This is a genomic window from Arthrobacter sp. StoSoilB20, from assembly GCF_019977295.1.
Taxonomy (GTDB): domain Bacteria; phylum Actinomycetota; class Actinomycetes; order Actinomycetales; family Micrococcaceae; genus Arthrobacter; species Arthrobacter nicotinovorans_A.
Genome location: NZ_AP024651.1, coordinates 1,473,230 through 1,489,417 on the forward strand (window position 1 = coordinate 1,473,230; position 16,188 = coordinate 1,489,417).

General features: G+C 63.5%; 13 protein-coding genes. 10 read left to right on the plus strand and 3 right to left on the minus strand.

Going from position 1 to position 16,188, the window contains the following annotated elements:
* Positions 1-131 precede the first annotated feature (131 nt).
* The 3 genes from LDN85_RS21920 (at position 132) to LDN85_RS06785 (ending at position 5,711) form a co-directional block, all read left to right on the plus strand.
* A complete protein-coding gene (locus LDN85_RS21920) occupies positions 132-677 on the plus strand; it encodes a WhiB family transcriptional regulator (RefSeq protein WP_081733423.1) in 546 nt (181 codons plus the stop codon).
* Between the two features lie 29 nt (positions 678-706).
* Positions 707-4,063: a glycosyltransferase gene (locus LDN85_RS06780; RefSeq protein ID WP_175493364.1), complete on the plus strand. Its 3,357-nt coding sequence runs from the start codon at positions 707-709 to the stop codon at positions 4,061-4,063.
* A gap of 94 nt (positions 4,064-4,157) precedes the next feature.
* Positions 4,158-5,711 carry a DUF5719 family protein gene (locus LDN85_RS06785; RefSeq protein WP_223944950.1) on the plus strand — a complete coding sequence of 518 codons (1,554 nt, stop codon included), beginning with the start codon at positions 4,158-4,160 and terminating at the stop codon, positions 5,709-5,711.
* Positions 5,712-5,738: 27 nt separating this feature from the next.
* Here LDN85_RS06785 and LDN85_RS06790 read toward each other — a convergent pair whose 3' ends face one another.
* Positions 5,739-6,257: a metallopeptidase family protein gene (locus LDN85_RS06790; protein ID WP_223944951.1), complete on the minus strand. Its 519-nt coding sequence runs from the start codon at positions 6,255-6,257 to the stop codon at positions 5,739-5,741.
* 142 nt (positions 6,258-6,399) lie between these two features.
* On the opposite strand from LDN85_RS06790, the gene LDN85_RS06795 reads away from it, so the two are divergent.
* The 5 genes from LDN85_RS06795 to LDN85_RS06815 all read left to right on the plus strand — a co-directional run bounded on the left by LDN85_RS06795 (position 6,400) and on the right by LDN85_RS06815 (position 11,029).
* The gene (locus tag LDN85_RS06795) at positions 6,400-6,777 is read left to right on the plus strand and encodes a DUF3499 domain-containing protein (RefSeq protein WP_263422093.1); all 378 of its coding nucleotides are present in this window, start codon (positions 6,400-6,402) and stop codon (positions 6,775-6,777) included.
* Between the two features lie 144 nt (positions 6,778-6,921).
* The gene (locus tag LDN85_RS06800) at positions 6,922-7,140 is read left to right on the plus strand and encodes a Trm112 family protein (protein ID WP_223944953.1); all 219 of its coding nucleotides are present in this window, start codon (positions 6,922-6,924) and stop codon (positions 7,138-7,140) included.
* 45 nt (positions 7,141-7,185) lie between these two features.
* Positions 7,186-8,664: an adenosylhomocysteinase gene (ahcY, locus tag LDN85_RS06805; protein ID WP_223944954.1), complete on the plus strand. Its 1,479-nt coding sequence runs from the start codon at positions 7,186-7,188 to the stop codon at positions 8,662-8,664.
* A gap of 117 nt (positions 8,665-8,781) precedes the next feature.
* A complete protein-coding gene (locus LDN85_RS06810) occupies positions 8,782-10,002 on the plus strand; it encodes an Ig-like domain-containing protein (protein ID WP_223944955.1) in 1,221 nt (406 codons plus the stop codon).
* Positions 10,003-10,189: 187 nt separating this feature from the next.
* Positions 10,190-11,029 carry a pentapeptide repeat-containing protein gene (locus tag LDN85_RS06815; RefSeq protein WP_223944956.1) on the plus strand — a complete coding sequence of 280 codons (840 nt, stop codon included), beginning with the start codon at positions 10,190-10,192 and terminating at the stop codon, positions 11,027-11,029.
* A 32-nt stretch (positions 11,030-11,061) separates the two neighbouring features.
* On the opposite strand, the gene LDN85_RS06820 is transcribed toward LDN85_RS06815, so the two are convergent.
* The gene (locus tag LDN85_RS06820; RefSeq protein ID WP_223944957.1) at positions 11,062-11,865 is read right to left on the minus strand and encodes an RDD family protein; all 804 of its coding nucleotides are present in this window, start codon (positions 11,863-11,865) and stop codon (positions 11,062-11,064) included.
* A 107-nt stretch (positions 11,866-11,972) separates the two neighbouring features.
* Between LDN85_RS06820 and LDN85_RS06825 the strand changes: the two genes are divergently transcribed.
* Entirely contained in the window at positions 11,973-12,965 is a 993-nt protein-coding gene (locus tag LDN85_RS06825) for a stage II sporulation protein M (protein ID WP_223944958.1), read from the plus strand.
* A 139-nt stretch (positions 12,966-13,104) separates the two neighbouring features.
* Positions 13,105-14,304 carry a TIGR01906 family membrane protein gene (locus tag LDN85_RS06830; RefSeq protein ID WP_223944959.1) on the plus strand — a complete coding sequence of 400 codons (1,200 nt, stop codon included), beginning with the start codon at positions 13,105-13,107 and terminating at the stop codon, positions 14,302-14,304.
* A gap of 46 nt (positions 14,305-14,350) precedes the next feature.
* On the opposite strand, the gene LDN85_RS06835 is transcribed toward LDN85_RS06830, so the two are convergent.
* Positions 14,351-16,183: an AMP-dependent synthetase/ligase gene (locus LDN85_RS06835; protein ID WP_223944960.1), complete on the minus strand. Its 1,833-nt coding sequence runs from the start codon at positions 16,181-16,183 to the stop codon at positions 14,351-14,353.
* Between the last annotated feature and the right edge of the window lie 5 nt (positions 16,184-16,188).

The window sequence follows — 16,188 nt, forward strand, 5'->3', positions numbered from 1 at the left end:
CCGGCGCGGCTTGACTGACGGGTAGTTACACGCGTGTAATTAGTAATCAAACGCCGCTGCACAGATGACCGGAACGTCGCCGGGAATCGGAAACACATCCAGGCAGCAGCTGCAAAATCAGGAGGGACGCCATGGGGCAAGCGTTGCGTATCCAGGAAGATGCAGTCGTCGCAGAACATGCGTCGGTGAAATACCGTTCGCGGGAAGTGCCGGGGGATTGGTACGTCGACCCAGCGGATCCGGAAGCGGCAGACCGCTACAACCAAAATGTGCAGGACTCCTTGGAGGATCAGGCAACTGCCCTCCTGGCCGCACACGAGGCGCTGATCGGGGACCTGCCTGCAGGGCCGGAAGAAGACTTGGACGATCCTCCCATGGAGGTTCGTCGCCCGCTGGAAACACCGGGCCAGCCTGTATGGATCGGCCTTCCGGGCCAGGGTGACTTCGATGACGAAGGTGAACTTGGCTGGCAGACTGATGCGCTCTGTGCTCAAACGGATCCGGAGGCTTTCTTCCCGGAAAAGGGCGGGTCCACCAGGGACGCCAAGAAAGTCTGCGGGGCGTGCAACGTCCGTTCGCAGTGCTTGGAGTACGCCCTCGCCAATGACGAGCGGTTTGGGATTTGGGGCGGACTCTCTGAGCGGGAACGTCGTCGGCTAAGGAAGCGAGCGGTCTAATTCTCAAGGAAGTTCACGTTACCGCCGTTGTGGTTTCCCACAACGGCGGCGACTATCTCCCCAGGACACTGGCGGCACTGTCGGACCAAACCCGTCCGGCAGATGCCGCCATTGGCATTGATACTGGCTCCACGGATCATTCGCTGGATATGCTTCGCGAAGCCTTCGGCCAAGCCAATGTCACCACTTTCGCGCAGGCAAAATCCGGCTTCGGCGCAGCTGTTCAAGCGGGCTTGCACGAGCTGGCACCTGACAGGGGCGTGCCCGGCGATGATGCTGGAAACCGCCCTGGCACTGTTGACTGGATTTGGCTCCTTCACGATGACGCCGCCCCGGCGGCTGACGCCTTGGCGGAGCTTCTGCATGCCGTGGAAAGGGCGCCGTCGGTAACGGTGGCCGGTTGCAAGCAGCTCGGTTGGGACAATGAGCGGCACCTCGTGGATGCCGGGCTTTCCACCAGCCGCTGGGCCGAGCGCCTGACACTGATCGACGCCGACGAAGTGGATCAGGGACAATACGACGCCCGCACGGACACCTTCGCGGTGAATTCCGCCGGAATGTTGATCCGCCGGGATGTGTGGGAGTTGTTGCAGGGCTTTGACCCCGCGTTGCCCGGCAGCGGCGATGACGTGGACTTCTGCTGGCGCAACTGGCTCGCCGGCAACCGGGTGGTAGTGGTTCCCAGCGCCCGGATGTTCCACGTGGAGCACCGGCCCCATGGCCTGGGCACTTCATCTGCGGCACGTAAAGCCCAGATTCATTTGCGTCTCAAGCACACCCCCTGGTGGAACGTTCCGTTCCAAGCGCTGGGTGCGGTCTTCGGTGCCGTGGTCCGGCTGATGCTGAGCATTCTGGTCAAGGAACCGGGGTACGGTTTCTCGCAGTTCACGGCAACCTTTGCCGCCCTGATGCGTCCTGTAGCCATCGCTCGGGGCCGCCGTGTTGCCGCCGGAACCCGCCGCGTCCGGCGTGCCGTGGTCCGGGGCCTCCAAAAGTCAACCCGCGAAGTCCGTGCCAACAGGCGGTCCCTGTTGGAGGCCATCCGTCCCGGCGATGAATCGTCAGCGGTCTCGGACCTCCTGGCACCGGAACCCAGCGGGGATGCCGCCGACGACTTTGTTGCGCTGGCAACCAATGAACGCGGGTGGGTAGGAACAGGTGCAGCCGCAGCAGCCCTGCTGGCCCTGGCCGCTTCCCTTATTGGCCTGCTGGGCCTGGTGCGCTCCGGAATTGTGGCCGGTGGCGGCCTCATCCCGCTGTCTGAAACGCCCGGAGACATCTGGGCCAATGCCTCCACATGGTGGATTTCCCTTGGCGCAGGCCTGCCGGGCCACGGCGATCCCTTCGGTTACGTGTTGTGGCTGTTGTCCCTCTTTGGCGGAGGGGACGGCAACCCGGCCATGGCTTGGTTGCTGGTCCTGGCCATGCCACTCTCTGCCATTGGCGCATGGTTTGCTGCCGGGGCTTTGACGACGAAGCGCCGTTTCCGGACTGTTGCTGCCTTGGCATGGTCTGCCGCTCCTGCGCTGCTGGTCGCGATCAATGAGGGCCGCGCTGGTGCCTTGATTGCCCATGTGATGATGCCGCTGCTGCTGCTGGCACTCCTGCGTGCCTCAGGATCCGCGATCGGTCAAGGACGTTCACATCAGGGAACAGCCCTGACCCGGCGCCCTGCTCCCGTTCTCGGAAAGCCGGGCATCAATGGGACACCGTCGTGGACCGCCGCCGCCGCCGGCGGGCTTGCAATGGCCATTGTTACCGCCTCGGCACCGTCGCTTCTAGGACCCGTTGTTGTTGCGGTAGTCCTGTCCGCCGTCATCCTGGGACAGCGCGGCAAGACGCTGTGGTGGTCTCTTCTTCCCACTGTTGCGCTGTTCGTGCCGTACGGAATTTCGGTCCTGGACAGGCCGCGTGCCCTCCTGGCTGATCCCGGACTGCCCCTGACCTTCGACGCCGCGCCGATCTGGCAGCAGCTGCTGGGGCAGCCCTTGGCATTCGACATCGACGGCGGCTTGACCGGCTTGGCGATCTTCGGCCCGGGCGCAGCACCCTGGGCTTTGCTGCTTGCGCTGCTGGTCAGTGCGCCGGTCCTGGTCCTCGCTGTGGCGGCCCTGTTCCTGCCCGGCAAGCGGACGGCGCTGGCCAGGGTGTTCTGGTTGGCAGCGTTGGCTACCTTGGCGAGTAGTTGGTTGGTGGGGCATGTCGCCACCGGCGTCAACAACGACGTCATCGTGGGGCCCTTCACCGGCCCGGCGGTATCAGCTGCCGGCATGTTGTTGCTCGGTGCTGCCGTTACAGGCGCTGACAAGCTCTTTGGTGCGCCTCGCCGCACGACTGATACCAGCGGCCCTAGGATTCCTTTGCAGCGTGTGGCTTCCGGGCTTGTCCTCACGCTCCTCGTGGCCGGGCCGCTGGCAAGCATGGGCGCCTGGGCGGCCCAGAACGTTCTCCAGCCCTCGCCGGCCCCTGGTGCGTCCACGTCAGCCAACGCGGCCGAAAAGAAACCGTCCTCCTTGGGGACCGAACGCCAGGTATGGGCAGTGGACACCGGCACTTTGCCGGCCACCGCGGTCGATCGCGGACAGGGGCCTGAGCGTACCCGGACGCTGGTTATCACCAGTGGAGAACAAGGTGCCTTTACGTCCTCATTAATGCGCGGAGCCGGCACGACCCTGGACAGCTTGTCCACCATCGCTTCGGCCCGCACCATCATCGGCGCACCGGGCCGCGAGGAAATTGTGGACGATGACGCCGCCACGGCATCGCTTCGGCGGGCAGTGGCCACCATCGTGGCAAGCAGTGGAGTGGACCCGCGCGCTGACCTTGAACAACTTGGAGCGGGATTCGTAGTCCTTAAGGCCGCCGACAACGCAGCCCAACTGACTGCAAGCAGGATTGACGCCGTCCCAGGCCTGGTGGCTGTTGGACAGACGGACGCCGGATGGCTGTGGCGGGTCTCGCCGCGGAACCAGCCGGCCGCCGCGGCTGCAGAGACCACGCACCGCATCCGGATCGTTGATTCCAAAGGGACGACGGTTGCCAACCTCCCGGCCGAAGAAGTATCCGTGGATGCGACCGTTCCTGCAGGTGGGGAGGGCCGCAAGCTGGTGATGGCTGAACGCTCCGACCCCGGCTGGACGGCCTGGATGGATGGAAGGCAGCTCAAAGCCGCTACGTCCGGATGGTCGCAAGCCTTTGAGCTCCCCGCCAACGGTGGTGAGCTGGAAATCCGTTACACCAACCCTTGGGCTTTGTGGTTCGGCCTGATGCAGGCCGTGGTGATGGGGCTGACGCTGCTGCTGGCCATACCTGTGCCGGCGCGACGCACCCGAACCGGCATGTCGAGGGACGAAGTCTCCCTCCGTAAGGAGTACAGCAGTGTCTGAGGACCAGAAACAGCCAGCTGAAGGTAAACAGCCAGCTGGAGGTAAGTCGTCACGTAGTGCAGGCAAAGGGGCTCGAAGTTCCAACCGGGGCGTTGTGACCGGGGTCCTCTCCGCGGTAGCCATCCTGGCAGCCGGCGGTGGGGCCGTCGCGGCGACCTCGATGATGCCCGAACCTTCCGGCGGAACCACCATGGACATCCGGCAGGCCGATGTTCCAGCGGGACGGGCACTGGGCGTGTGCCCGGAGCCTGCCCGGCTTGTCAATGGAACCGTGGTGGGAACCGATGCAGAGTTCAGTCCCGTGTCCACTACAGCCGCCAGTGCCCTGAATGCGGTGGTACTCAGCAACCCGGCCGGTACGGTTCCGGGAAGCAAGGTGACAACGTTGGATGGAGCCGCTGTTGCTGAGATTGCGAAGGCTCCCACCAGCACTCCGACGCCAACTGCCGGACCTCCGGTGTTATCCGCCGCAGTGGCATCTCTTTCTCCAGTGACGGCTCCGGCCGTGGTGGGGGCAGATCCGCTGGGGAACGAACAAGCCTCAATGGCTGCCAACCTTAGCTACTCCGCCACCGATGGAGACCTGCGCGGCCTCGCTTCGGCCCAATGCCAATCGCCGGGAAACGATGCCTGGCTCCTGGGCGCCAACACGGCAGTGGGACGCACGGCAGTCCTGAACCTCAGCAATGCCTCGGAGACTCCGGCCACCGTGAACCTTGACCTTTTCGGGGAGCAGGGCCAGATCCAGGCACCCGGGGCGCGGGGACTCCTGGTAGCTCCCGGAACCACCCGCTCTGTGAACCTTGCAGGACTTGCCCCCAGTGAATCGCAACTCGCAGTCCACGTGCGCAGTACTGGTGGCCCGGTTGCTGCGACCATCCAACAGAGTGTCTTGCGCGGGCTCGCTCCCGGCGGTGTCGAATACCTTGCCCCTGGCTCCGGTGCCTCGAACCTGCAGGTGATGTCCGGCGTCGACATCCAGGACCCGGCGGCTACGAAAGCGCTGGCGGCTAAATCCGGTTTCGCCGATGCCTCGCCGGCGCTGCAGATCGCCGTCCCGGGTTCCACCGATGCCGTAGTGCAGGTGAGCCTTTACGGGGCCAACGGCGAACGGAAAGTACCCAGCGGGGGAGTGGTCACGGTCAAAGGTGGATCCGTAGCCACCGTGGATCTCGAGGGCATACCGGCCGGCACCTACACGGTCAAGGCCAGTTCCGATGTTGCCTTTGTGGCCTCGGCCCGGGTTACGCGGGGGGCCAAAGCTGAGGAAGCCACCGATTTTGCCTGGTCACCTTCCTCGGCCCGCCTCGGCAGCCAACACCTGGTGGCCGTACCCCGGAACGGGCAGCGGTATTTGAGCTTCGGAGTTCCCGAGGGGCGCGGCACGGTGACTTATGCTCCTGTGACCGCTGACGGTGCTGTGGGGAAAGCAGTTGACGTGGACATGTCCGGTGGAACCACATCGTTGATCGAACTCCCGGCAAAGTCCGGTGATTCGGTGGTGGCGGGGTATGTAGTGTCAGCCTCCGGCGACCCCATCTACGGTGCACTGGTCCTCGGTACCCAAGGGCGCGCGGACATCTCGGTAGTAGCTATCCAGGATGCGGCTGCCGGACTTGAAAAGGTCCCGGTCTCCGTCGGTTACTAGCGGGTTTTAGTCGGCTACTGGCCGGTGTTACTGGTACCGGCGGCGGTAGACGGGATCAAGGGTCTCCGGGGGCACGCCCAGCATTTCAGCGGTGTACTCCACCACGACGTCGTGCACCAGGTCCTGCAGTTCGTCCCGGCTGCCGCAGCCTTGCTCCACCACGCGGCGGTACACAGTGATCATGGGTGCTTCGCCGCGGCCGCCTGGCGTATAGGAGCCCAAGGGGGCACGGCTTCCCTGGGCAACGAGTTGTTCAAGGTTGGGCGGGATCTCGTCGACCGCAAACAGGACACCGTCCAGTTGCTTGCCCCACATGTCCTGGAGCCGCTCCGCAGAGTCCAGAACCATGTCATCAAAGCGCTCTGCGCGGGTTCGGAAGCCGGGAAGGCTGGGGAGCATGAGTTCTCCCCGCAGTCCCCGGCCATGGCGGTTGCGCCGGCGCCGCCGGAAACCCCTCGCGCCCGGACCGGCGTGTTGCTCTGCCTGATCGCCATCGGCGTCAGTCCACCGGATGTTGAATCCGGGAACATGTGGCTGTGACTGCATATATCGACTTTAGTCCCGGCGACCCGTCTGCGCGACATCATGGCCCGCACAGCGGCGAGTTACCGGCAGAGGGGCCATCTTCGCGGGGCCACGGGCATCCAATGCCACAGGATGGAGCCAAGTGGCGCTAATCTGGGATGTTGTGGGTGCCATTCGTCAGTGTTCAAGATCAGCCTGCCGCCAGTCAGCGGTGGCTACTTTGACGTACGTGTACGCCGAGTCCACCGCTGTCCTTGGTCCATTGGCCACCTATGCCGAGCCGCACGCCTACGATCTTTGCTCACAGCACGCCGAGAGCCTGACCGTTCCGCGGGGCTGGGAAGTGCTCCGGCTGGCTATGCCTGCCACGCCGCCCGAACCCGGCCCCAATGACCTGTTGGCCCTTGCCAATGCTGTCCGTGAGGCGGCTTCGGCAGCCCCTGAAACTCCTGCACGGCAAAGCCACCCGCAGATGGAGCCACCGGCAGCAATCGAGGGGACCCGTCGCGGGCACCTTCGCATCCTCCGCGAGCCCTCCTGACCCGGTAACCGAAGGTCCGGGCCTTGGGCTTCGGACGCAATTCGACGCCGCGCTGCAAACCCACTGATCCTGCGCGGTAGTCTGGAATCTGCAGATAACATCCGCCAGCTGCGCCACGTAGGCGCCACCCAGGGAGCATCATTCATGCCAAAGGTCAGTCCTGAACTGTTGTCCATCCTGCGCTGCCCCGTGACGGGTTCACCGCTGGTCCAGGAGGGCGAGGAACTGGTCACCGTTCCTGAAGACTCCAATGGCGGGAAGCTCCGCTACGCGATAGAGGACGGCATCCCGTTGCTCCTGCCCCCGGAACTCCTTGCCGCGGCCAATGCTGCCACTTCCGGCCAGCACGATTCCAAGGCTTAGCCCCCGCTTCTTCACTCATTCCGCACGGTACCCCTAAGGATTTCCATGACTTTTGACTTCAAAGTTGCCGACATTACCCTTGCCGAGGCCGGCCGCCACCAGATCCGGCTCGCCGAGCACGAGATGCCGGGGCTGATGTCACTCCGCGCCGAATTCGGTGCTTCGCAGCCACTCAAGGGTGCAAGGATCGCCGGTTCCCTGCACATGACGGTCCAAACGGCTGTGCTCATTGAAACCCTCACTGCCTTGGGGGCGGAAGTTCGCTGGGCCTCCTGCAACATCTTCTCCACCCAGGACGAAGCCGCTGCCGCCGTCGTTGTTGGCAAGGGCACACCGGAGAACCCGCAGGGTGTCCCGGTTTTCGCCTGGAAGGGCGAGACACTGGAAGAGTACTGGTGGACTGCGGAGCAGATCCTCACCTGGCCCGGGGCTGATGCAAACCCGGAGTTGGGTCCCAACATGATTCTCGACGACGGCGGCGACGCCACGCTGCTGCTGCACAAGGGCGTCGACTTCGAAGCCGCAGGCGCCGTTCCCACGGCCACCGAGGATGACCCGGAGGAGTACGTCCTCATCCTGGACCTCCTGCGCCGGACCCTTGCCGCTGATCCGCAAAAGTGGACCCGCCTGGCCGCCCGCATTGAGGGTGTCACCGAGGAAACCACCACCGGTGTCCACCGGCTGTACCAGCTCGCCGAGCAGGGCAAGCTGCTGTTCCCGGCCATCAATGTCAATGACTCCGTCACCAAGAGCAAGTTCGACAACAAGTACGGCATCCGCCACTCCCTGCCGGACGGCATCAACAGGGCAACGGACGTCCTCATGGGCGGCAAAGTTGCTGTCGTTTGTGGCTACGGCGACGTCGGCAAGGGAGCTGCCGAGGCCCTCCGTGGCCAGGGCTCACGGGTCATTGTTACCGAGATTGACCCCATCTGCGCCCTCCAGGCCGCCATGGACGGATACCAGGTTGCCAAGCTGGAGACGGTGCTCGCCCAGGGCGACATCTTCATCACCACCACGGGCAACAAGGACGTCATCATGGCCGAGCACATGCTGGGCATGAAGAACAAGGCAATCGTGGGAAACATCGGCCACTTCGACAACGAGATCGACATCGCCGGCCTGGCAAAGATCCCGGGTGTCAAGAAAGTGGAGATCAAGCCGCAGGTCCACGAATGGGTGTTTGAGGAGGGCACGGACTCCGAGCGCTCCATCATCGTGCTGTCAGAGGGCCGCCTCCTCAACCTGGGCAATGCCACGGGACACCCGTCGTTCGTGATGAGCAACTCCTTCGCCAACCAGACCATCGCGCAGATCGAACTCTGGACCAAGAAGGACCAACCCGCGGGCGAACGCGAATACGGGAAGCAGGTTTACGTGCTTCCCAAGATCCTGGACGAGAAGGTCGCACGGCTCCACCTCGACGCACTTGGCGTGGAGCTGACGGAACTGAGCAAGGACCAGGCCGACTACCTTGACCTGGACGTTGCCGGCCCCTATAAGCCGGAGCACTACCGCTACTAAAGGGTTCCACCGCAACTCAAATCGATGGTGAAAGGCCGGCGCGCGATCAGCGTTGCCGGCCTTTCGGCTAGAATTGGGTGTTCAGTAATGCTTGCGGGGGACAGGATGATGGGAACCATGACGGAAGTCGCCACACGGAAAAAGGGCAAAATCCTTGCCATCATAGGAGTCTGCGCAGCTATTGCGGTGGGCGGCATTGGCGTGGTTGTGGTGCCTGGACTCCTTGCCGGTTCTTCCCAGGACAGCAGCGCTGCACCCTCTCCCACGCCTACGGTGGAAGCCAAGCCCGTAGAGCTGGGCATCACCCCGCTGGACGGCGCACTTGAGTGGAATCCGGTGGTGGGACCCCAAATCAAGGCTGTCAACGGCAAGGTCAAAGACGTTGTTCTGGCTCCCGTGGACGGTGGCACCCCTGTCCAGGGCAAGACCAGCCCGGATGGGAGCACCTGGACCACCCAGGAAGTCCTGAAGTTCAAGACCCAGTACAGCTATTCCTTCACTCTGGTGGACACCGCCGGGAAGGAAACCAAGAAGACCCAATCGTTCACCACCGTATCGGCTGCCTTTGAGGCGGACGCTTCCGTCTATCCCCGGAATGGGACCACGGCCGGATCCGGCCAGCCCATCGAGATCAACTTCAGCGAGCCCGTGGTGGATAAAGCTGCCATGGAGAAGCGCGTTGCCATAACGGTCTCTTCCGGCCAGCCGGTTGCCTGGCACTGGTATTCAGACAAGAAAGCCAGGATCCGGCCGGAGGCGTTCTGGGCCTCGGGCACCACTGTCACCGTGGACATGAAACTCCTGGGCGTCGATTTCGGTAACAAGATGATCGGCAATGCCGACGTAGTCTCGACCTTCACCACCGGTCCCCAGCGCGTGGCCGTTGTGGACGACACCACCAAGACCATGAACGTGTACTCCGACGGGCAACTGGTCCACACTGCACCTGTGTCGCTCGGAGGCGAGGACTGGCTCTCTCCCACGGGCTATGCAGTGATCCTGGAGCAGGAGCGAAAGTCCAACTTCAACGCCGGGAGCATCGGGCTGAAGCCAGGCGATAAGGGCTACTACGCACCGATGGTGGTGGATTACGCAAACCGCCTGACGTGGTCCGGCGTGTACGTGCACCAAGCACTCGAATCGGCGTGGGGAGCCATCGGACGCGTAAACGTCTCCCACGGCTGCGTGGGCCTGCTGCCGGACGACGCAGCCTGGTTCTTCAACAACATGAAGACCGGCGACGTGGTCCAGATCCTGAACACCGGAGCGCCGGCAGTAGAGCCGTTGGAAGGCTTCGGCGACTGGAACATCCCTTGGGCAAGTTACGCCCAGCGCTAGCCCAGCGTTATAATTGGCCGCAGTGATTATCTCCTGCGCGCTTTGACGAAAACACACTGTGCCGACCACGCGTCGGCCCTTCACTTTGTGCTGCCCTCCATGGTGATTCCGGGTGTCCCTGCGGGGAACCCACGCACGGGTTCCCCGGCCCTTTCCACCGGACCCTTTTTCATCACATGGAGCACAAATGACACTTTCACCTACCCTCAGCCCGGACTGCAGTAACTGTTTTGCCCTCTGCTGCACGGCGCTCGGATTCGCCCGTTCGGCTGACTTCGCCATCGATAAACCGGCCGCGACGCCGTGCCCGAACATGGCCGCCGACTTTTCCTGCGCAATCCACCAACGGCTCCGGCCCCGTGGATTCCGCGGCTGCACCGTCTTCGACTGCTTTGGCGCAGGCCAGGTAGTGTCCCAACAAACCTTTGGGGGCACGAGCTGGAAGGAGAGCCCTTCCCTGGGGCAGTCGATGTTCGCCGTGTTCAAAGTGGTGAGGCAACTCCACGAAATGCTCTGGTACCTGGTCGAAGCCCGGCAACGGACCTTCGATCCGGACCTGGCGATGGCAGCGGAGAGCCTGTCCGGGCGCATAGCAGCCATCGCCCAAGGCGACGCAACCGCGATCCTGGACACCGACGTCGAGACCCTGCATATGGAAGTGCGGGTCCTCTTGATGGAGGTCAGCGAAGAACTACGGGCCTCCTACGGAGCCGAGGACACGCAAACGCACGACGTCGGTGCTCACCGGAACGGTGAACACAGTGGCGCCGACCTGATGGGCGCGGACCTGGCGAACCAACGCCTCTGCGGATCCAACTTCCGGAGTGCCTACCTGATCGGAGCAAACCTCAGGAACAGCGACCTCACTACGGCAGACCTCCTGGGAGCCGATCTACGCGGAGCCCAGCTCCACGGAGCGGACCTCTCCAAGGCCCTCTACTTGACCCAACCCCAAGTCAACGCCGCCGAAGGAAACCCCGCCACCCTCCTGCCGCACAGACTCACTAGACCAGACCACTGGCGCTAAAGCCTGCAACCGGGACAAGCCGGTGGCAGGCACTAACCGTCAGTGAACGGCAGCTTTTGCAGCCGCTCGCCGATTGACGCGTTCCGCTTCTCCGCCTGGCGCAGGCGCACAAGTTCACGGTTGCGGCGTTCCCCGAGGACTGCTCCGATGTAGTCCTCGGGGATTGTCCCGCCGGGCGGGGGAGGGGCGACGTATTTGGCGAGTTCGGAGGCAATGGCCGTAGCCATGTTGACCCGGGATGCCGGGGCCATGAGGTAGGCCTGCTGCACGAAGGTACCTGCCCTGCGCGCGGTGGCGTCGGGGACCCTGCCGATATCTGCCATAGCGGCCCAGCCCTGCAGGTAGTGCGGCGCCACAGGCATGATGCGGGGTTTGGAGGGGACGCGTTGGCGGAGCGAGTAGGTTCCGGCCACAATGTCGCCGAGGCGTTTGGACCGGTCGTTGAACAGTGCCACGCCGGTCGCCAGGCCGCCGAAGGTCAAATAGATTTCCAGGACGCCAAGCAGTCCACGGATGAGCGCCTGCCGAAAGCGGATGGAACCGCCGTCGTCGCGCACAATCCGTAGCCCGGTGGCGAGCTTTCCCAGGGAGCGTCCACGGGTGAGGGTTTCCACTGTGACGGGAACAATGACGATGGAGAGGACAACACTGCCCAGGATCAGTGCGCGAATTGCGGCGTCGTCGAGGTCCTCTGATGCAACGCCCACCAGGATGATGAGGAGTATGGCCAGAACAATGTGCGAGACGACGTCGATGACGAGGCCCAGCGCGCGGGCAGCGAAGGATGCCGGGCGCAGTTCGAGGACCACTGCCTCGCCTGTGATGATTGAACTCATGCCAGCCCCCATGCCTTCCCAACGGTGCAGGCGCGTGGCGTGCCCGCATCATCGAGTCTAGCGGCGGGACCCACCTCTTGGGCGGACTGAGGCGCTAGGGTGGTGCCGTGGACATCGACGCCTTCTCGGCCGTACATGGGGACAAATGGTCCAGGCTGCATTTCCTTGCGCATAAGCGCCGCCTCACGGGGTCTGAAGCCGACGAATTGTTGCGGCTCTATCAGACCGTGTCCGGGCATTTGTCCCTGATCCGCTCGGTTGCTCCGGAGACTGCGTTGTCCGCCACCCTATCTGCAGGGCTGGCGCAAGCCCGGACCAGGTTCACCGGGGCGCGCTCGAATTTCATGGAGGACCTGGCACGCTTTTTTGTGATCTCCTTACCAGCCGCGTTCTACCGGATCCGCTGGCTGACCCTTTGGTGCGGGGTGGCTTTCGTCCTGGTGGCAGGCGCGTACGCCGTGTGGATTGGAACGTCGGCGGAGGCGCTGCGGGCGGTGGCAAGTGACGCCAAGGTCCAGAAGTACGTAGAGGAAGACTTCATCAACTACTACTCGGAGAACCCTGCGGCCTCTTTCGCAGGTGCCGTGTGGACCAACAATGCCTGGATCTCAGCGCAGGCCGTGGCGTTTGGAGTGACCGGATTCTGGGTCCCGTACATCCTGTTCATGAACGCCCAAAGCGTGGGCGTGGCAGCCGGCCTCTTCCTGGCTACGGGGAAAATGGATGTCTTCTTCAGCTACATCCTCCCGCACGGACTGATGGAACTGACGGCGGTGTTCATAGCATGTGCTGCCGGCCTCAGGATTTTTTGGGCCATGGTGCGGCCAGGTCCGCGGACCCGGCTGCAGGCTGTTGCTGACGAAGGGCGTTCGCTGATCACCGTTGCCTTGGGGCTGGTGCTTGTCCTCCTGGTCTCTGGAATGGTGGAAGGTTTCGTGACGCCCAGTGCTTTGCCAGTGTGGGCCAAGATCGCCATAGGTGCGGCGGTTTTGGCCGCCTATTGGGTCTACACGTTGGTGCTCGGCGGAAGGGCCGCCCGGACAGGTGTCACCGGGGACCTGGACGCCAACGACGCCGGATATCGCAGCATCGCCGCGTAGACCTTACAGTTACGTTTCGATCCGGTCCCAGCCGGGGTGGCACAGCGTGTCAGCCTCGGACCGGGCGGTAGGCTCGAATGCAGACAAGAGATCCGGCAGTACGCATTCGCCGGTGGATGCCTACGGAAGTGAAACCGCTGTGAGCGACAAGAGCCCAAAACCACAAGAACCGGACACGGACGTCCATGAGGACCCCAACGAGCCGGCCTTCGACTGGATGAAGCCGAAGACCTCCAGCGGTGCCTCTCCGGCGGCTGACCCGAAGGCGGCCCCCACGACGACGACTTCCAGTGCGGTTGACTCCGCACCGGCGGTTGCCACAGGGGCGACGCCCGCTACCGCGACACCAGCTACGCCTGCCGGTGGCCAGCCCGGAAGCCGTGCCGATCGCAAAGCTGCAGAAGCGGCCGACGCCGAGCCCGAACCCCCGCTGTTCGCTGACACTCTTGCCGATACCGCCTCGGAGAAAGAGTCCTCGCACTATTCGGAACCCTTGCCGACGTCGGCCCTTCAGGTCCGCCCGCCCGAAGAAGAAGTAGCCCGCCGCAACGCTGAACGTGAGCAGGCCGCCAAGGTCAAGCCGATCGGACCGCGCGTCTTCCAGGTTCTGTTGGCTGTGTTCTACCCGGTCATCCTCCTGGTGCTCGCCGTCAGGGCTGTTACCAGCCCCCTGTTCCTGTGGGTGGAGTACAACCGTCCCGGTTTTCCGGGCGATGGTTACGGATTCAGCACAGATGACCGCATGACCTACGGTTCATACGCCGTGGACTACCTCAGCAACTGGGCTGGTCCGCGATACCTGGGTGGTTTGGTCAACCAGGATGGCACCAAGCTTTTCCAGGACAGCGAAGTGGCGCACATGGCCGACGTGAAGCTGGTCATTTTGTCCTCCTTCGGTGCCGGACTGCTGCTCATTATCCTCAGCATCATCGCCATCCTGTACCTGCGGAAGCGCAGCAACGGCGGCATCCGCCGAGGTCTCTTTGCAGGGTCGATCGTCACTTTGGTCATCATCATTGGCCTCGCAGTCCTGGCGGCCCTGAGCTGGGAGCAGTTCTTCACCGAGTTCCACCGGATCTTCTTCGCCAATGGAACGTGGACGTTCTCCCTGGAAGACACTCTTATCAGGCTCTTCCCGGGACAATTCTGGATCGACGCCGGCATCGTCATCGGCGCGTTGGTGTTCCTCGTGGCTACGGTGACGTTCATCTTCACCTGGCCCACCAAGCGGCGCCGGGGTGCTGACACAACGGCTGATCAGCCCGAGGTTTTGGACGACGACGCGGCCACAGACGATACGGACAACCTCAGCAGGGAATCAACTGACGCCAGGCGCTAGCAGGGCCCACTGCGCGGCGTGCCCTGGGGCGCCAGAACACGTGCCGCTACTTCTCGTAGAGCTTCTCCACAGCGGCCCGGAAGTCGTTGACCACCGAAGCCCGCTTCAGTTTCAGGGACGGCGTGAGATGCCCCGACTCGACACTGAGTTCGGCTGTGATGAACACGAACTTACGGATCGATTCAGCCGCAGAAACGAGCTTGTTGGCCTCGTCCACAGCGGACTGAACGGCCGCTTTCACCCGGTCATCACCGGCCGCTTCGGCAGGTGACAAAGCACCGATCTTGTTCTCGGCGCACCAGTCGTCAAGTCCTTCAGGATCCAGGCTCACCAGTGCGGCCACGAAGGGACGGCCGTCTCCCACCACCACGGCCTGGCCCACCAGTGGGTGCTCGCGGAGCTTCTCCTCCAAAGGTGCGGGCGCCACGTTCTTACCGCCGGCAGTGACCAGGAGGTCCTTCTTCCTGCCGGTGATCGTCAGGAAGCCGTCGGCGTCCAGCTCGCCGAGGTCACCGGTACGGAAAAAGCCATCAACAAACGCAGCCTCGGTGGCCTCCTCATTGGCATGGTAGCCCTTGAAGACACCGATGCCCTTGACCAGCACCTCACCGTCCTGGGCCACCCGGATGGTGGTGCCGGGAAGGGGGATCCCCACCGTACCTATTCGGGTCATGCTGGGAGTGTTGACGGTGCACGGGGCAGTGGTCTCCGTCAACCCGTATCCCTCCAGCACAGGCACGCCTGCACCATGGAAGAAATGGTTGTCCCGAAGACTCAGCGGGCTGGCTCCGGAGACCGTGTAGCCGACCTGTCCGCCGAAAACCTCCCGGACTTTGGGATAGAGGAGCTTGTTGAACGCGGCATGCTTCATGCCCAGAAGCCACCCCGGCCCCGGTCCCTGCCCGCGTGCGGCGAGGTCCAACGCCGTCGAATATTCCACGGCGGTAGCCGACGCCGCAGAGAAGAGCGCTGCCTTTCCGCCCATGGCGGCCTTGTGGCCGGCGCCGGCGTAGACCTTTTCAAAAATGCGCGGCACGGCGAGCAGGAAGGTGGGCTTGAAAGTGCTGAGGTCCTCCATCAGTCCACTGGCTCCTGCGCTGTGGCCAAGCGTGATGCCAGCCGTGAGGCAGACTACCTGGACTGCCCTGGCCAGGACGTGCGCCAGTGGCAGGAACATCAGCGTCCGCGCACCCTGCTGCATCAGCAGCTCGGGGAGGAACGGGATGACGTTCCGTGCCACCAGGACAAAGTTGCCATGGGTGATTTCGCAGCCCTTGGGCTTGCCGGTGGTTCCGGAGGTATACACGATCGAGGCGATGTCGGAGAGGTTCGCTGCGCTGCGCTGGCGCTCCAGCTCTGAGTCCATAATGCCGACTCCGACGGCGGAGACGCTGGTCAGGTTGGGGGCGTCGCCGTCGTGGTCCATCCGGATGATCGTCACGGGATCATCGCCGATGGCCGCAGACCGGTCCACCAAGTTGTGCACAAGTCCGGCTTTGGCTGTGTCTTCTACAAAGATGCGCCGGGCGCCGGAATCGGCCAGGATCCACTCGATCTGGCTTGCCGAGGACGTCTCGTAGATGGGCACCGTAACACCTCCGGCCATCCAGATGGCGAAGTCCACCAGCGTCCACTCGTAGCTGGACCGGGACAACACCGCAATGGGGTCCCCGGGGTTGAGGCCTCCGGCAATCAGTCCTTTGGCCAGTGCGGTGACATCTGCGAGGAATCTGGCGGCTGAAACGTTGAGCCATCCATTGGCCGTTTTGTGGGCATACAGGGTGCCGAACGGATCCTTGGCGCAGCGTTCCAGGAGGAGGTCGGTCACGTTGGAGTCGGGGTCGGCCTCGACCAGAAGTTCCGTGCTGGCTTCCCTCACTGCTT